Raw genomic sequence first — 16,463 nt, forward strand, 5'->3', positions numbered from 1 at the left:
TTCAGGCGTTTTTGTATCTGGATCGGCGGGAGTTGTATCCGGTGACGGTGTATCTGCGGAATCTGTTGGCTGGGGCTACTGGTACTGAGCAGATGGGTGGTGAGGCTGCGGAGGCCACTCAGATCGCCTCGAATGTGCGGGCGGTGACGATGCTGCTGACTACGTTGCCGATTATCTGTCTGTATCCGTTTCTGCAGAAGTATTTCGTGCGCGGGATCATGCTCGGCTCCGTCAAGCAGTAGCCACGGCTCCATGACGTGCATCTGTCCGACGACGGCCTGGGCTCGACGCCTCGGCCGCCACCAGAAAGGAACACTCGCATCATGATCACCACACCTTCAGCAGGACAGCGACGTCGGCTGTGCTCGGTGACGGCCGCGCTGGCGACGGGGACCCTGGTCCTCTCCGCCTGCGGCGGCACGGCCGAGGGCGACGACGGCGCTGAGGTCGACCTCGACGAGGTCGGCGTGGGCGCCATGGAGGACTACGGCGTTGGGGACACCTTCGTGGCCTCCGAGCCGGTGGACTTCTCGCTGCTGTATCGCGATCACCCCAACTACCCGCTGCGGGCGGACTGGCGGTTCTTCACCTACCTGGAGGAGGAGCACAACGTCACGCTGAACCCGGAGAACGCCCCGCTCTCCGACTGGGAGGAACGCCGCTCGCTGGTGATCGGTGCCGGCGATGCCCCGGACTTCATTCCGATCGTCTATCCCGGCGACGAGACCCCCTTCATCGCCGGTGGGGCGCTGCTGCCGGTCAGCGACTACCTGGACCAGATGCCGCACCTCACCGAGAAGATCGAGGCCTGGGACCTGGAGGAGGACTTCAACGCGCTCTACCAGGAGGACGGCAGGTTCTACATCCTGCCGGGCATCCACGAGCAGCCTCAGCACCAGTACTCGCTGGCCGTACGCGGGGACATCTGGGATGAGCTCGGCTACGAGGACCCGGAGACCTGGGAGGAGTTCGCCGAGCAGCTGCGGGGAGTCCAGGAGGCATATCCGGAGATGGTTCCGTACTCGGACCGGTGGGAACTGCAGGCCACACTGAACCTGGCCTCCCCGAACTTCGGCACCTCTGCCGGTTGGGGATTCGGTGACGGGATGTACTTCGACGACGACGCTGACGAGTTCATCTACGCCGGCGTCACCGACGAGTATCGGGAACTCCTCGAGTACTTCCACGGGCTGGTCGACGAGGGTCTGATGGACTCCGAATCCATGGTCCAGGATGACGACCAGGCGATCCAGAAGTTCGCCTCCGGGCAGTCAGCCGTCATCGGCGCCAACGATCAGGAGCTGCTGACCTACCGCACCTCCATCGAGGAGGTCGGCGATGAGGACATGGACATCCGTATGATTCGTGTCCCGGCGGGTCCGTCAGGGGACAGCGTGGCCGGCGGCCAGCTGGAGTCCGGCCTGGTGATCTCCTCCTCGGCGGCCGAGCAAGACCACTTCGTGGCGCTGCTGCAGTTCATCGATTGGCTCTACTACTCCGATGAGGGGCTGGAGCTCGCCAAATGGGGAGTCGAGGGTGAGACCTTCGAACGCGATGGTGAGGAACGTGTTCTGGCTGATGACATCGACATCAACGGCCTGAACCCGGGTGCCGGCGAAGAGCTGAACGTCGACCACGGCTTCCACAACGGCGTCTTCATGCCGGCCCATGGCTCCACCACGGACCTGGTGCAGTCGATGTTGCGGGACGAGGTCGTCGATTTCCGTGAGTCCATGGAGGACAAGGAGATCCTGCCGGTGCCCCCTGCCCGGCCGCTGGACGAGCTGGAGCGTGAGCAAGCCTCACTGACAGAGAACGCGCTGAGTGACTCGGTGGACACCGCGACTGCCCAGTTCATCCTGGGCCAGCGGGACCTCGACGACTGGGACGCCTACGTGGCCGAGTTGGAGGCGCAGGGCCTGGGCGACTTCGTGGAGCTTCAGAACGAGGCCTACCAGCGGGCACAGGAGGCGATCGACGGCATCGAGGAGGAGATCGACGAGTGACATCGTTCCTAGGTCTGCGTCCCGCAGGTTGCCTCGTCGGCGTCCCGGAGCTGGCCATCACGGCCGCTCTGGGACGCGGAGGTGCGTCATGAGCGCGTCGGGCGAGGAGCGGGAGGGCCCGCTGACGCGGGTCACGAACTTCGTCTACCGATTGCTCGTCATCGAGGTGGCCTTCGTGCTGGCCACGCTGCCGGCGCTGCTGGGGATCCTGCTGCTGGACCAGGAGCCGAGCAACATCCCGCTCTACGGGCTGTTCGCGCTGTTCTTCGGCCCGGCGATCACTGCGGGGGTTTATGCCTGGCGAGGAGATCATGACCTGATCCCCTGGCTGAGGTACTGGAAGGGCTGGGTCGAGAGCTTCCGTCAGACCCTGGCTGTCTGGACGCCGGTGGTCGGGTTCGCGACCCTGGCCTCCTTCAACGCCGCCTTCGCTCAGGTGCCGGCGTCCTTCCTGCTCGGCGGGGCAGTGCTGGCCGGGGCCGTCGTCGTCGCTGGAGTGGCCACGCTGGTGGTCATCGCGACCTTTGACTTCCGGACCCGGGACCTGTTTCGCGTGGTGATGTACGGGCTGGCCTCCGCGCCGCTCTCTGCGCTCGGTGTGCTGAGCCTGTTCCTGGTGGTCGGGGCGATCGTGGTGCTCTGGTCAGACTGGGTGGCGGTGCTGCTGGCCTCAGTGATGCTGTGGCTGTTGACCCGCACAGTAGGTCCGATGCTGGCGCAGGTCCGGCAGGACCTCGTGGTCAACCGTGGGTGAGGGCCAGCCTCGGGGCGGGCCGGACGGTTCGCTCAGATTCTGCGCACGCCGTGGCGCGGAAGCGGGAGGTGTGATTTGCTGGAGGTCAGCATGAGCGCCTAGAATTCCAGTGTCCTCACGGGATCGCGCCCCCATCGTCTAGCGGCCTAGGACACCGCCCTTTCACGGCGGCGGCACGGGTTCGAATCCCGTTGGGGGTACTGCTCAGCTTCGATTTGGAGCCGAGTGAGAAGCTCTGCTAGAGTTTCTAACCGTGCCAAGCGGCACAAACAGCTGAACAGCAAGGCCCAGTGGCGCAGTTGGTTAGCGCGCCACCCTGTCACGGTGGAGGTCGCGGGTTCAAGTCCCGTCTGGGTCGCTCCAAGCTCTCGGAAGAGGGTTCTAGTCATCATGTGATGGCGCCCGGCTCTGTAGCTCAGTTGGTAGAGCGTTCGACTGAAAATCGAAAGGTCACCGGATCGACGCCGGTCGGAGCCACCACTGGAAACCCCCGCTTCTGGCGGGGGTTTCTTCGTGTGGTCCGAGAGCAGCCGCCGGAGCCTGCTAGGTGTGGCCCAACCTGTAGCCGTTGGTCGTGGGACGCGAAGCTCGGCCTAGGGGATGCCCTCGGCGTTCTCGAAGTCGTCCCGCTCAATCTCCCAATCCACATAGTGCGACCCGCCCGCGTAGACCAACGTCCCGTCCACTTCCGGCACGTCAAATACGTAGATGCGCTCGCGGGACTCGCCCACGCGGACCGAATCCGTGGCCCCGTTGAGGTAGTCCATACACTCCCACGTGTCAGAGGTGGCGATCTGCACATCAGAGCCACCCCAGCGGAAGTCGCCATCATTGAAGTCCAGTTCCTCCTCCCCATCTGCCTCTAGCAGGAAGGTGGCGTAGACGATGAACCCGTTTTGGGAGTCTGCCGACTCGTCATCGTAGGTGTAGCATCCGTCGCCGGCCACCAGCTCCGTCATGGTCACTGTGCCCACGTAATCGCCCAAGCCCTCGAAGACGCCTTGGTCAATCTCAACCGGGTCACCCAGGTGGGCTGTCACGTCGCCTGTCATGCGGCCCGTGAATTCGTGGTCCTCCAGGATCGGGTCATCGGAGAAGTCGCGACCCTTCGGCGCGACATCCTCGTCGGCCTCACTCTCTACTTCCTCCGCGTCCTCCTCGACTGCGGGCTCAGCTTCAGATGCGGTCTCCTCCTGTTCCTGCTCAGCCTCGGTGACCGGGTCCGTATCGTCCCCACATCCGGCGAGCGCGAGCAGTCCTACCAGGCCCAGCCCAGTGATGGTGGTTCCCCTCATGGCGTCTCTCCCTCGATAGCGCCCACACGGTGCGCAGAGATGCCCCGATGCTCCCAGTATGCGTGACCCAGCTCACGGAGAACGGTGGTGTGCCATCGAGGTTGACCATGCCCAGTCCTCAGGAAGGGCGCCCATTGCCTTGGTCGGGGTGCCACTCACCACCGATGCGCGTCAGCACGGTGTGTCCAGATGATCGACTGGCGCCGATGGCCTCGTATAGGTTGAGAGGTGACGGACGGAACGCAGACCTCAGGAGGCGTCATGACGCAGCAGCCCGGCCACCCTGGCCCCGGCCCCGACGACGAGTACACCGAGCAGAATGCGGAGGAGACCCCCGAGGGTGGAGCAGGGCAGGAAGACGCCCAGCCGACTCAGCCGTACCCCGACAGTGGGTTCCCCGGCGCTCAGGAACCGGTCCCGGACCCCCTGGCGGAGCCCGTCTCCGGGACCTCTGCGGCGTCGGCGCCCGAGGCTGGCCTGCCGTACGACCAGCAGCAGCCTGAGGTGCAGCAGGGCTGGGATGCGGGGCAGCAGAGTCACTACGGCGCCCCGAGTCAGGAGCCCAGCCCTGGCCACGGATATGACCCCGCCCCGGGCTCCTATGAAGCGCAGCAGCCCGGCCAGCCTGGATACCCGCAGGGCTACGGTCAGCCCGGTCCCGAGAGCCAGGGAGCCTATGAGCAGCCGCACCAGGGCTACTACGGACAGCAGGTACCTCCGGAGCAGGCCGCTCAGTCGGCCGGGTCGGCTCAGCCGGCCTACGGCTACGGTCATCAGCAGGATCCCTATGCCGCCCAGCAGGCGCACTACGGGCCGCAGTACGGAGGCCAGCCGTATGGTCAGCCGTATGAGCAGCAGTATCAGCAGCACTACGGTCAGCAGCCGCAGGCCGGCGCCCCTGGGCATGCGCCCGCCGGCAACTCGGTGGAGGGCAAGAGCTTCATCAGTGCACTGTTCGACTTCACCTTCCAGAGCTTTGTGACGGTGAAGTTCGCCAAGTTCATCTACATCATCCTGATGGCGTTCCTGGTGCTGGGATGGGTCATCGCCGTCATCTCCGGGTTCGTGGCTGACCCGGTGGTCGGACTGCTCGCGCTGCTGCTCGGTTGGATCCCCGCAGCGATCTACCTCATCCTCATCCGGATCACCCTGGAATTCTTCATCGCGATGATCCGCACCTCGCAGAGCACCGCGGGAGTCAGGGTGGAGATCGAGGAGCTCCGCGGCGAGCTGAGAGACCGCGCCTGAGAGCCCTTCGGCGACACCTGCCCAGTGCTGAGTCAGCCAACAGGGCACGCGCGACGACGGCGCCCGCCCCTCCGTGAGGAGGAGCGGGCGCCGTCGTCGTCTGCAGGAGTCTCCGGGACCGGTGCGGGTTCCCGGTTCAGGCCAGGTCGACCACCACGGGGGCGTGGTCCGAGGCACCCTTGCCCTTGCGTTCCTCACGGTCGATGAAGGCGTGGCCCACACGCTCGGCCAGCGTCGGGCTGGCCAGCACGAAGTCGATGCGCATGCCCTCCTTCTTCGGGAAGCGCAGCTTGGTGTAATCCCAGTAGGTGTAGACGCCGGGGCCCGGGGCGTGTGGGCGGACGACGTCGGCGTAGCCGGCCTCGAGGAAGCCGCGGAACGCCTCACGCTCAGGCTCGGAGACATGGGTCAGACCTTCGTTCCGGAAATAGTCGATGTCCCAGACGTCGTCGTCCTGCGGGGCGATGTTCCAGTCACCCATCAGCGCCACCTGCGCCTGCGGGTCATCGGTGAGCCAGGCGGAGGCGTGCTCGCGCAGCTGCTTCAGCCAGGCCAGCTTATAGGCCATGTGCTCGTCCTCCAGAGCGCGCCCGTTGGGCACGTAGAGGCTCCAGATGCGGACGCCGTCGCAGGTGGCGGCGATCGCCCGCGCCTCCTGGATGGGGTCCTTGCCACCCTTGCCGAACACGGGCTGGTCCGGGAAAGTCCGCTCTACGTCGGACATCCCCACGCGGGAGGCGATGGCCACGCCGTTCCACTGGTTGAGGCCGAAGTGGGCGACGTCGTAGCCGTTGTGCTCGAAGACCTCCCAAGGGAAGTTCTCATCCTTGCACTTGGTCTCCTGGATGGCGAGGACGTCTGCGTCCGTACGCTCCAGCCAGGCTTCGACCCGGTCAGCCCGGGCCCGCATCGAGTTCACATTCCAGGTCGCGATTCTCACGGGGCAACGCTATCAGCCGAGGCTGACGCGAGGAGGGCGCGGCCGGCGACCCTCAGCCCTTCCACCAGGAGTCCTGGATGGTCACCGGCACGGTGCGCTTGTGGCGGGTCGCCAGGTAGCGACGCTCGATCTGCTCGGCTGCGTCCGCGGGGATCTCGCGGCCCTCCAGGTAGTCGTCGATGTCTGCGTAGCTCATACCCAGCTCGGCCTCGTCCAGCTGCCCCGGGCTGTCGTCGAGCAGGTCGGCGGTGGGCGCCTTGGACCATAGGAGCTCATCGGCGCCCAGATGCCGCAGCAGCTGCCGGACCTGGCGCTTGTTCAGTGTGAACAGCGGGAGGACGTCCGCACCGCCGTCCCCATACTTGGTGAAGAACCCGGTGATGGACTCTGCGGCGTGATCGGTGCCGACCACCAGCCCGGAGTGTTCTCCGGCGATCGCGTACTGGGCGGTCATCCGGATGCGGGCCTTGACGTTTCCGCGGTGATAGTCGGCCATTGGCTGACCCAGCGCCTCCGAGTAAGCGGCATCCAGCCCGGCGACCGCCTGGGCGATGTTCACGGTGTGCACGTGGTCCGGGCCGATGAAGTCCACCGCCGAGGCGGCGTCGTCCTCGTCATGCTGCACCCCGTGAGGGAGCCGGACCGCGTGGAACCGCGCCTCATGGCCCTGGGATCGCAGCTTCTCTGCCGCCAGCTGGGCCAGCTTGCCGGCCAGAGTGGAGTCCACTCCGCCGGAGATCCCCAGCACCAGGGATCGCGCCCCGGTGGTGCGCAGGTACTCGGCGAGAAACGCCACCCGGCGCTCGACCTCCTCCGCGGGGTCGATCTCCGGGCTCACGCCCATCTCTTCGATGATCGAACTTTGCAGCTCACGCATGGCAGCGAGTCTACCGATCCCTGTGTCACGCGCATATGACGTGCCCAGGAGGAAGTCTCGGCGGTGTCATGGGCGCAGATTAGGGTTGGGTCCCGGGACGAGAGCCAGGCCGCCGGGGCCGCCGAGGGTGTTGAGAGGGGACATATGACCAGGGCTGAACGCTTCCAGGGCCTGCTGGTGGCCGGCGCCGCGCTGCTGGGCCTCGGGCTTGGCACCGCCACGGAGATCGGGCACCTGGGCGAGCACGTCGTGCTGCCCGCACTGCTGGTGATGCTGACCGCGGTCTTCACCCAGATCGACCTTGGACATGTCAATGAGGTCCGCCAAGCACGGTCGATGGTCGCCGCGAGCCTCGTGCTGAACTACCTCTTCACGCCGGCGCTGGCCTGGGGGCTCGGTGCAGGGCTGCTCGGGGATCAGCCGGACCTGCGGATTGGACTGCTGCTCCTGCTGGTCACCCCCTGCACCGACTGGTATCTGGTCTTCACCGCGATGGCCCGAGGTCATACCGGCATCGCCGTCGCGCTGCTGCCCGTCAACCTCATCCTGCAGGTGCTGCTGCTCCCGGTCTACGTGCTCCTGCTGGGCGGGGACGCGGCCGCCGTCGAGCCTGCGGCCCTCGTGGGAGCCGTGCTGATCGTCCTGGTCATTCCCCTGACACTGGGATGCGGTCTGCGCTGGGGCGCAGAGCGGAGCAGGGGGCGCCGGTGGCGCGAAGAGCATCTCGACATCTGGGCCTCCCGGCTGCAGATCCCGCTGCTGTGCCTGGCGGTGCTCGCCATGTTCGCCTGGCAGGCTGAGACGATCACCCAGAGCGGCGCGGAGCTGCTGCTGCTCCTGCCGCCACTGGCGATATGGTTCGTGCTGCTGCCGCTGCTCGCCACCGGAGTCGCCCTGGCGCTGCGCCTGCCGGGAGGTCAGCGTGTCACCCTGACCATGGTCACCGTGGCCAGGAACTCGCCGCTGGCCCTGGGGATCGCCGTGGGGGCCTTCCCGGATCGGCCGCTGATCGCGCTCGCTCTGGTCATCGGGCCGCTGATCGAGCTTCCGGTGCTCGCCGTGCTGGCACAGATCGTGCGGCAGCGCAGCGATCGATGACCGTCAGCGACCGTCGCCGTGCTCGGGTCCGCCCAGGTGCCTGTGGAAGCAGGACTCCACGGCCTCCCTGTGGTCCGCCGGAGCGACCACGAGGAGCTCGTCGTGGGCACGCAGTACCGTCGCGCCGTCGGGGACGAAGACGGTGTCCTCCCGGATCACCAGAGAGATGTCGGCGTTGTCCGGCAGATCCAGCAGCTCCAGCGTGGTTCCGGCGAGGTGGGACGCTGAGGTGAGCTTGACCTTGAACAGGTCGGCGCGCTGCTCGTCCATAGGGGCCGGTTCGAAGATCACCGCCGTGGTCTCCCCGTCGTCCACCAGCCCGAGCTTCCTCGCCACCCAGGGCAGGGACGGTGCCTGGATGGCGGTGTAGGCGATCACGAACACCAGGACGACGTCGAAGAGCCTGTCCGCATCGTCCAGATGCGCGGCCATGGGCACGGTGGCGAGGATGATGGGGACCGCGCCGCGCAGCCCCGCCCAGGAGAGGAACGCCTGCTCCCGCCAGGGGATGCGGAACCACACGGCGCAGAGCACCACGGCCACCGGACGCACCACGAAGGTCAGGAACAGGCCCGCCACCAGCCCCAACAGAATGATGTCCCAGGTGATCCTGCTGGGACTGGCGAGCATGCCGAGCATGACGAACAGTCCGATCTGGGCCAGCCAGCCGGTGCCCTCGGCGAAGGCCTGGGTCGCGTGCCGGTGAGGCAGCCGCCCGTTGCCCAGGAACATCGCACAGATGTAGACGGCGGCGAATCCGGAGACGCTGATCTGAGTGGCCACACCATAGGCCAACACGGCCCAGGCCAAGGCGGCGATCGGGTAGAGGCCGGCGGCCGGGAGCGCGAACCGGCGGAGTACGAAGACTCCCAGCGCACCCAGTGCGATGCCCAGCATGATGCCGCCGACCAGCTGCGCCATGATCAGCACCGCTACCCCGGGGATGCCCCCGGGCTGGGGTTCGCCGACGGCGGCGGCAGTGGCGGCCGCGACGATCAGCACGGTCGGAGCGTCGTTGAGCCCGGACTCGCCCTCCAGAGTGGAACGGACCCTGGCGGGCAGCGGGATCCCGCGAAGTACGGAGAACACCGCAGCGGCGTCCGTGCCGGCGTTGACCGCGCCGAAGAGCAGCGCCAGGATCAGCGGCAGTCCCAACGCATAGTGGCCGATGACCGTCATCAGCCCGATGGTGACCAGCACGCCGACCGTGGCCAGCATGGCGGCCAGGCCGATGGTGGGGCGGATGTCCTCCCATTTCGTGCTGAGCCCGCCTTCGGCGAGGATCAGTGTCAGCGCCGCGTAGCCGAGCCCCTGGGCGATGACGGCGTCGTCGAATTCGAAGCCGAAGCCCGATTCGCCCAGGATGATCCCGACCAGCAGGAACAGCAGCAGCGCAGGCAGTCCCAACCTCGTTCCTACTCGCACCCCGCCGATGGCTACCAGCATCACCAAGGGGGCCACGAGCATGAAGAGGTTGATGAGGTCCATGGCCTCCATTCTTTCAGACGGGACGCGGGGCCGGGCGGGCGCGTCACCAGTAGGATGGCCCCATGATCTCGACCACCACCGGCAGCAGCATGGATGTCTCCACTCCCAGCGCCGAGCGCCGGCGGCTGAAGCAGCTCATCAGCGAGCTCGCCGTCGTCCGCGGAAAAGTGACCCTCTCCTCCGGCAATGAGGCCGACTACTACATCGACCTGCGCCGCGTCACCCTTCACCACGAGGCCTCCCGCCTGGTGGGCCGGGTGATGATGCGCCTGCTCGACGATGCCGGCATCGACTATGTGGCCGCCGGCGGCCTCACCATGGGTGCCGACCCGGTGGGCTCGGCCATCATGCACGCCGCCCACGATCAGGGCCGCGCCGTGGACTCCTACGTGGTCCGCAAGCAGCAGAAGTCCTACGGCATGGGCCGCCAGGTGGAGGGGCCCGGCGTGGAGGGCCGCAAGGTCGTGGTGCTCGAGGACACCTCCACCACCGGAGGCTCCGCGCTCACCGCGGTGGAGGCGGTGCGCAACGCCGGGGGCCTGGTGCAGGCCGTGGCGGTCATCGTGGACCGGGACACCGGTGCCCGCGAACACATCGAGGACACCGCCGGGGTGCCCTACCTCTACGCCTACTCCAAGTCCGACCTCGGACTCGACTGACCTTCTCCTCTTCTCCCGACGGCGACCGGGCCACAGTCCGCCGGTAGCGGCCGCGGGTCCCGGACCCGCGGTGGGTGAAGCACTGACGGACCACTCTGGATGGAGGAAGACCGTGGCCTTCTACAACTCTCGCGCGCAGCTGGTGCCGGACATGCTTTCCGGCCTGCTGTCCACTGCCGCCGTGGATCGGCTGGACACCTCGGACGGCACTGCCGTGCTCGTCCGCCGTGGGCATGACCCGCAGGCCGGCGTCGCGGTGATCAGCGGCGGCGGCTCCGGGCATGAGCCCGCCCACGCCGGGTTCCTCGGCGAGGGGATGCTCACCGCCGCGGTGCCCGGCTCGCTCTTCGCCTCCCCGCCGGTCAGTGCGGTGCTGGAGGCGATTCGCGCGGTCACCGGGACAGCCGGCTGCCTGCTGATCATCAAGAACTACACCGGCGACCGGCTGAACTTCGGGCTGGCCGCCGAGCGCGCCCGCGAAGAGGGCCTGGACGTGCGCACCGTGCTGGTGGCCGACGACGTCGCCCTGCCGGACCTTGACCAGCCGCGCGGACTGGCCGGCACCGTGCTGGTGCACAAGGTCGCCGGGCATCGGGCGGTCTCCGGGGCGCCGTTGTCGGAAGTCGCCGACGCCGCCCAGCGCACGGCGGAGAGTCTGCGCACCATCGGCCTGGCGAAGACTCCCGCGAACCTGCCTGGGGAGGACGTGCAGTCCAGCCGGGGTGCTGAGCTGGGCCTGGGGATCCACAACGAGCCGGGAGCGCGGGAGGTCGTCGTCGACGGCGCCGCCGGGGCCGCGCAGCAGGTCCTCGACGCCCTGGACGCCGACGAGGTCATCCGTGGTGCCGGCCAGGCCGGTGTGGTCGCCATGCTCAACGACCTCGGCGGCTGCTCCCCGCAGGAGGGCCTGGTGCTGACCCACGAGCTGCTGGACCGGCTCGGCCGGGACACCGTCACCCGGTTCATCGGCCCCGCCCGGCTGATGACCTCCCTGGACATGCATGGTTTCTCCGTGACGCTGGCGCCGGCCAGTGAGGAGCTCATCGCCGCGCTGGACGCGCCGACGTCGGCACCGGGCTGGGTGCCGCCGAGCCGACCGCAGGCCCCGCAGTCGGTGGAGGGAGCAGGTACCGCGACCGGCGCCCTGCCGGTGGTCCCCGACAGTGCCGAGGCGCTGGAGCGCACCGCGGACAGAGGGCTGGAGGACGCGGTGGTCGCCGCCTGCCGTGCCCTGGAGTCCGCGCAGACGGAGCTCGACGACCTGGACCGCGCCGCAGGGGACGCCGACGCCGGCACCACCTTCGCCGCCGGAGCACGGGCGGTGCGGGAGCTGGTGGAGTCCGGGCAGCTGGGCTTCGCAGACCCCGCGGCCGCGATGCGCAGGATCGCCCGCACCCTGGAGACCGCGATGGGCGGGTCCTCCGGGGTGCTGCTGGCCATCCTCTCCACGGCGGCAGGGCGGGCACTCGACGGTGCAGAGGGTGAGGCCCGCTCCGACTGGTCCTCTGCCCTGCAGTCCGGCATCGAGGCGGTGCAGCACCACGGCGGCGCCGCCGAGGGCGACCGCACCATGCTCGATGCGCTGATCCCCGCGCAGCGGGCGCTCGCCGAGGGTGACGGCGCCGTCGTCCCTGCCCAGGTGGCCGAAGCCGCCGAGTCCGGGGCCGAGGCGACGGTGGCCCTCACCGCCCGGGCCGGTCGCGCCGCCTATGTGCCGGACTCTGCGACCCAGGGCTCCCCGGATGCCGGGGCCGCCGCCGTCGCGAAGCTGGTGCGAGCGCTGGCTGACTCGCTGAGCTGAGGTCCGGGAGGCGTCGAGGCGTCAGAGCTGGCGCTGCCTCAGGACCGCTCCGCACGCCGGAAGATCCCGCGCTGCGGCCGGACGCACCTGCACCGGGCTCACGCGGCTGCCGCCCGCTGGCGGCGAAGAAGGGCGCCGAATTCGTCGAGCGCGGGGCGCTGGACCGCGTAGTAGGCCCAGCGGCCACGCTTGGTGCGGGTGAGCAGCCCCGCGTCCACGAGGATCTTCAGGTGGTGGGAGACGGTGGGCTGGGAGAGGTCGAGCGGTTCTGTGAGGTCGCAGACGCAGGCCTCGCCGTCCTCGGTGTGTTCGATGATCGAGAGCAGCCGCAGCCGCACCGGATCCGCGACGGCTTTGAAGACGGCGGCCAGCGGCTCGGCCTCTTCAGCGGTCAGCGGGCCCTGGAGGGTGGGAAGGCAGCAAGCGGCCTCGGCCGGTGTGGTGGTGCTCATGGACTCATCGTAGCTCACGTATTGACGGATTTCGATGGATGGATCTAGAGTCTCACGTATCGAAGTTTATCTATGCGTCCAGGGTTTCGGTTCTCCCGACGACGAGCACCTCAGAGAAGAGCACCTGCCGACAGGGGAAATCACATGTCAGCCAGCACCTCAGTCCACTCCGACCCCGCCCTTCCGATCGTGGTCATCGGCGCCGGCCCCGTGGGGCTCGCCGCCGCAGCCCATCTGCTGGAGCACGGCCTCGAGCCGCTGATCCTGGAGGCCGGTGACGACGTCGGTGCCGCGATCCGGCAATGGGGCCACATCCGGCTGTTCTCCCCCTGGCGCTATGACCTCGACGCCGCCTGCACCCGACTGCTCGAGGCCGCCGACTGGGCGCCGCCCCGACCCACCGCCCTGCCCTGGGGCCGAGAGCTCGTTGAGGACTATCTGCAGCCGTTGGCCCAGGTTCCGGCGATCCGCGATCGTCTGCGCACCCGAGCTCGGGTGCTGGCGGTGACCCGCGGCACCCGCGACAAGACCCACGCCCGAGGCAGGGAGAGCTCACCGTTCCTCCTCAGGGTGCAGGAGCAGGCCGACGAGGGGCCGCGGCTCGTGGAGATCCGGGCCCGCGCCGTGATCGACGCCTCGGGCACTTGGGGTGCCCCGAACCCCGCCGGGGCCGCCGGGCTGCCGGCCCTCGGCGAGCAGGACCCCGCGGTGATCCCGCATCTGACCGGGTCGCTGCCCGATGTGCTCGGCACGGAGCGAGAGCGTTTCGCCGGGCGGCGCACTCTGGTGGTCGGCGCCGGTCACAGTGCGATCAACACGCTGCTGGACCTCGCCCAGCTCGCCCGGCAGGACCCCGGCACCGAGGTTCACTGGGCCATCCGGGGGCAGGACCCGAGCCGCACCTACGGCGGGCGCGACGCCGACGGGCTGCCAGCCCGCGGGATGCTCGGCACCCGGCTCCAGCGCGCCGTGGAGAGCGGCGTGATCCAGCTGCACCTGGGTGCGCCCGTGCATGCGCTGCGCGCCGCCGCTCAGGGCGCTGCAGCGGAGGAGAGCGCCGGCGTCGTCGTCGAACTGGGGGAGGAGGGCTCGGGGCGGAGGCTCCTCGTGGACTCTCTGGTCACCGCCACCGGCTTCCGTCCTGAGCTGGAGATGCTGCGCGAACTGCGCCTGGAGCTCGACCCCGCCGTGGAGGCTCCGGTCCGGCTCGCGCCGCTGATCGATCCCGAGATCCACTCTTGCGGCACAGTCCCGGCGCACGGGGCGGAGGTGCTGGCTCAGCCCGAGGGTGGGTTCTTCCTGGTGGGCATGAAGTCCTATGGGCGGGCGCCCACGTTCCTGCTCGCCACCGGCTATGAGCAGGTGCGTTCCATCGCCGCCCACCTGGCCGGTGCGGACGCCGCCGCACGGGACCTCGCGCTGCCGGAGACCGGAGTCTGTTCGACCTCGGCCTCCGTGGAGGAGCTGGAGCCGGTGATGATCGGCGTTCCCACCGGGGTGCAGCACGGCCGCGCCGGGGTGTGAACGGGTGCGGTGTGAACGGGTGCGGCGGGGCCTGAACGGGCGCGGCCCGATGAGCCGAGGGCGCTCACTGGGCCAGGCCCGCCTCCCGAGCGAGGATCGCCGCCTGCATCCGGGAGTTCAGATGCAGCTTCGCGAGCACGCTGGAGACGTGCGTCTTCACGGTCGCCAGGCTGATCACCAGCTCTTCGGCGATCTGCGCGTTCGACAGTCCCCGGCCCAGCGCCCCCAGGACGTCGATCTCACGCGGGGTGAGCACCTCCGCCAGGGGCTGTGAACCAAGGGCCGGCAGTGTCGCGCGCCCGGGGCCGGCGCTCGGCCCTGTCGGGCCGTGTCCGCCAGCGCCGGCGTCACCTCGTGGGTCACCTCTGGAGTCATCTCCTGTGTCGGCGAAGGCGCGCAGCAGCTTGCGTGTCACCTCAGGGGCGACGACGCCGTCCCCGGCGCCCACCCGGCGGATCGCCTCCAGCAGCTCGCGCGGCTCGGCGGACTTCAGCAGGAACCCCGCCGCCCCGGCACGCAGCGCTCCGAAGACGACCTCGTCCAGGTCGAAGGTGGTCAGCATCAGCACCTCGCAGGCTCCGGCGCCCACGATCTGCCGGGTGGCGCTGATCCCATCGGTGCCGGGCATGCGGGCGTCCATGATCACCACATCCGGGCGCAGCGCCTGCACCTGCCGCACCGCTGCGGCACCGTCGGCGGCCTCGCCGATCACCTCGATGTCGTCTGCGGTGTCCAGCAGCAGGCGCAGGCCTGCCCGGATGCTGGCATGGTCATCGACGAGGACCACCCGGAGCGGCCGAGTCGGCTCAGCGGCGCCCATCATCCCCTCCTTCCACATGCGGAAGTTCTGCGGTCAGCACCCACTGATCCCCGTCGCGGGCGGAGTGCAGCGTGCCGCCGGCCTGGACGACCCGCTCCTGCATGGAGATCAGGCCGGTGCCGGTGGCCAGCGCACACAGCGTCGACGACGACGGAAGTCTCCTGCCGCCGAGGCCCTGGGACGGCCCCTGGTTGGGGCCCCGGTCGGGGTCCTGGTCGGCCCTCCGCAGCCCATTGATCACCCGCAGGCGCAGATGTGCGCCCGAACGGGAGAAGTCCACCCGGGCGGTGCCATCCCCATGGGCGGCGGCGTTGGTCAGCGCCTCCTGCAGGACTCGGGCCACCACGCCGCACACGGAGCGGCCCGTCGCCTCCCCGGATTCATCGCCCGCCCGCGGGGCGTGACCGCTCACCTCCAGACGCAGGCCGTGGCGTGCCGCCGAGGCCAGCACCTCCTCCACCGAGGGCGGCGCCAGCAGCTCCTCGGCCGGGCTACCTGCTCCGCGGCGCGCGCCCCACGGGCCGGCGCCGTCGTCGTCGGCTCCTTCCTGTCCGCGCAGCAGGCTCACCATGGCGCGCAGGTCCTCCAGCGCGGTGACGCTGGTGCGGCGCACCTCCTCCAGGGTCCGGCGGTCGCGGGATGAATCCGGTGCGGCCGTCAGGGCTGCTCCGGAATGCAGGGCGATCGCCGAGACGTGGGAGGAGATCACGTCGTGGAGCTCCCGGGCCATCCGTTGGCGTTCGGCGGTCACCGCGCGACGCCGGTCCAGCTCGTGGAGGCGCACCAGCACAGCGTGCCGCTCAGCGTCCAGGCGGTCACGCTCCACGTCCATGGGGCCCAGCGGGTAGCCGCGGCGGACCTCCACGGACCACCAGAGCGGCAGCAGCAGGACGCTGCCGAGCAGCAGCACCACGGAGATCACGTTCCGGAGGTCGGCTCCGAGGAGGAGCAGCGCGGCCGCGGCGGCGACCACCGCGGCGGTGAAGACACCGGTCAGCCAGGCCAGAGTGCGCCGGTCTCCGCGCAGCCCCAGGTAGTAGATCAGATCCATCAGGCAGAACCAGATGCCGGCGCTGCCGCCGATGGCCAGGTCCGCCGTCACGCAGGCTCCACCGATGAGCAGAGCGGTCAGCGGGCGGGTGCGCTTGACCAGCATCGCGACGGCGATCACCGCCAGGGGGATCAGATGCCACCAGCCGGGCGGGGTCAGGCCCAGCGCGCCGAGCCAGGGGGTGGGCAGCAGGTCGGTCCACTGCGCGACCAGCAGCACCAGCGCGATCAGCAGCGTCATCCAGGTCTGCAGGTGCTCTCGCCCCACCAGCAGGTTCTGCAGCGTCTCCCGCCACGGGCGACGCGGCGGCACGGTGCCAGATGCGTGGTCCATGATGACATCCCACCACAGCCCGACGCGGCCTGCCTCCCTCCGAAGAGGGAGACGGCGGGGCCGCACTGCGGGCCAAGATCAGACTTTCGCCCGATGCGGGGAGCCAGGCCGGAGGGC

14 protein-coding genes, 3 tRNA genes and 1 pseudogene are annotated in these 16,463 nt (G+C 69.1%); 11 read left to right on the forward strand and 7 right to left on the reverse strand.

Annotated features, from left to right (window positions below; genetic code table 11):
- The 6 genes and pseudogenes from ODE13_RS15840 to ODE13_RS15865 form a co-directional block, all read left to right on the forward strand.
- Nucleotides 1-242: pseudogene (locus ODE13_RS15840) on the forward strand (carbohydrate ABC transporter permease); the annotation flags it as partial.
- Nucleotides 243-323: 81 nt separating this feature from the next.
- A complete protein-coding gene (locus ODE13_RS15845; protein ID WP_322480130.1) occupies nt 324-2,006 on the forward strand; it encodes an extracellular solute-binding protein in 1,683 nt (560 codons plus the stop codon).
- 88 nt (nt 2,007-2,094) lie between these two features.
- The gene (locus ODE13_RS15850; RefSeq protein ID WP_322480131.1) at nt 2,095-2,760 is read left to right on the forward strand and encodes a hypothetical protein; all 666 of its coding nucleotides are present in this window, start codon (nt 2,095-2,097) and stop codon (nt 2,758-2,760) included.
- A 127-nt stretch (nt 2,761-2,887) separates the two neighbouring features.
- Nucleotides 2,888-2,960, forward strand: a tRNA-Glu gene (locus ODE13_RS15855).
- Nucleotides 2,961-3,044: 84 nt separating this feature from the next.
- Nucleotides 3,045-3,118, forward strand: a tRNA-Asp gene (locus tag ODE13_RS15860).
- A 46-nt stretch (nt 3,119-3,164) separates the two neighbouring features.
- Nucleotides 3,165-3,240: transfer RNA gene (locus ODE13_RS15865), tRNA-Phe, on the forward strand.
- Between the two features lie 113 nt (nt 3,241-3,353).
- Here the strand turns inward: ODE13_RS15865 and ODE13_RS15870 are convergent.
- Nucleotides 3,354-4,055, reverse strand: a complete 702-nt coding sequence (locus ODE13_RS15870; RefSeq protein ID WP_322480132.1) for a hypothetical protein — start codon at nt 4,053-4,055, stop codon at nt 3,354-3,356.
- Nucleotides 4,056-4,316: 261 nt separating this feature from the next.
- Between ODE13_RS15870 and ODE13_RS15875 the strand changes: the two genes are divergently transcribed.
- Nucleotides 4,317-5,303 carry a DUF4282 domain-containing protein gene (locus ODE13_RS15875; RefSeq protein ID WP_322480133.1) on the forward strand — a complete coding sequence of 329 codons (987 nt, stop codon included), beginning with the start codon at nt 4,317-4,319 and terminating at the stop codon, nt 5,301-5,303.
- Between the two features lie 136 nt (nt 5,304-5,439).
- Here the strand turns inward: ODE13_RS15875 and ODE13_RS15880 are convergent, their stop codons facing one another.
- Together ODE13_RS15880 and nadE are read right to left on the reverse strand one after the other, a co-directional pair.
- A complete protein-coding gene (locus tag ODE13_RS15880; protein WP_322480134.1) occupies nt 5,440-6,243 on the reverse strand; it encodes an exodeoxyribonuclease III in 804 nt (267 codons plus the stop codon).
- A 52-nt stretch (nt 6,244-6,295) separates the two neighbouring features.
- Entirely contained in the window at nt 6,296-7,120 is an 825-nt protein-coding gene (gene nadE / locus ODE13_RS15885) for an ammonia-dependent NAD(+) synthetase (RefSeq protein ID WP_322480135.1), read from the reverse strand.
- A 144-nt stretch (nt 7,121-7,264) separates the two neighbouring features.
- On the opposite strand from nadE, the gene ODE13_RS15890 reads away from it, so the two are divergent.
- Nucleotides 7,265-8,218 (forward strand): arsenic resistance protein, encoded by a 954-nt coding sequence (locus ODE13_RS15890; RefSeq protein WP_322480136.1) that lies wholly within the window; start codon nt 7,265-7,267, stop codon nt 8,216-8,218.
- 3 nt (nt 8,219-8,221) lie between these two features.
- On the opposite strand, the gene ODE13_RS15895 is transcribed toward ODE13_RS15890, so the two are convergent.
- On the reverse strand, nt 8,222-9,706 hold the full coding sequence (locus ODE13_RS15895; protein ID WP_322480137.1) for a potassium/proton antiporter: 1,485 nt from the start codon (nt 9,704-9,706) through the stop codon (nt 8,222-8,224).
- A gap of 62 nt (nt 9,707-9,768) precedes the next feature.
- On the opposite strand from ODE13_RS15895, the gene pyrE reads away from it, so the two are divergent.
- Nucleotides 9,769-10,365: an orotate phosphoribosyltransferase gene (pyrE, locus tag ODE13_RS15900; RefSeq protein ID WP_322480138.1), complete on the forward strand. Its 597-nt coding sequence runs from the start codon at nt 9,769-9,771 to the stop codon at nt 10,363-10,365.
- A gap of 112 nt (nt 10,366-10,477) precedes the next feature.
- The gene (locus tag ODE13_RS15905; RefSeq protein ID WP_322480139.1) at nt 10,478-12,166 is read left to right on the forward strand and encodes a dihydroxyacetone kinase subunit DhaK; all 1,689 of its coding nucleotides are present in this window, start codon (nt 10,478-10,480) and stop codon (nt 12,164-12,166) included.
- A 98-nt stretch (nt 12,167-12,264) separates the two neighbouring features.
- Here the strand turns inward: ODE13_RS15905 and ODE13_RS15910 are convergent, their stop codons facing one another.
- Nucleotides 12,265-12,618, reverse strand: a complete 354-nt coding sequence (locus ODE13_RS15910) for a metalloregulator ArsR/SmtB family transcription factor (protein ID WP_322480140.1) — start codon at nt 12,616-12,618, stop codon at nt 12,265-12,267.
- A gap of 144 nt (nt 12,619-12,762) precedes the next feature.
- Here ODE13_RS15910 and ODE13_RS15915 point away from each other — a divergent pair, with 144 nt between their 5' ends.
- Nucleotides 12,763-14,142, forward strand: a complete 1,380-nt coding sequence (locus ODE13_RS15915) for an FAD-dependent oxidoreductase (protein ID WP_322480141.1) — start codon at nt 12,763-12,765, stop codon at nt 14,140-14,142.
- Nucleotides 14,143-14,206: 64 nt separating this feature from the next.
- Here the strand turns inward: ODE13_RS15915 and ODE13_RS15920 are convergent, their stop codons facing one another.
- Together ODE13_RS15920 and ODE13_RS15925 are read right to left on the reverse strand one after the other, a co-directional pair.
- Entirely contained in the window at nt 14,207-14,965 is a 759-nt protein-coding gene (locus ODE13_RS15920; RefSeq protein ID WP_322480142.1) for a response regulator transcription factor, read from the reverse strand.
- Complete coding sequence (locus tag ODE13_RS15925) at nt 14,949-16,346, reverse strand: sensor histidine kinase (protein ID WP_322480143.1); 1,398 nt, start codon at nt 16,344-16,346, stop codon at nt 14,949-14,951. The genes ODE13_RS15920 and ODE13_RS15925 overlap by 17 nt, the downstream gene beginning before the upstream one ends.
- Nucleotides 16,347-16,463 lie beyond the last annotated feature (117 nt).

Origin of the sequence: Nesterenkonia sp. HG001 (genome assembly GCF_034438835.1) — a bacterium.
GTDB classification, from domain to species: Bacteria; Actinomycetota; Actinomycetes; order Actinomycetales; family Micrococcaceae; genus Nesterenkonia; species Nesterenkonia xinjiangensis.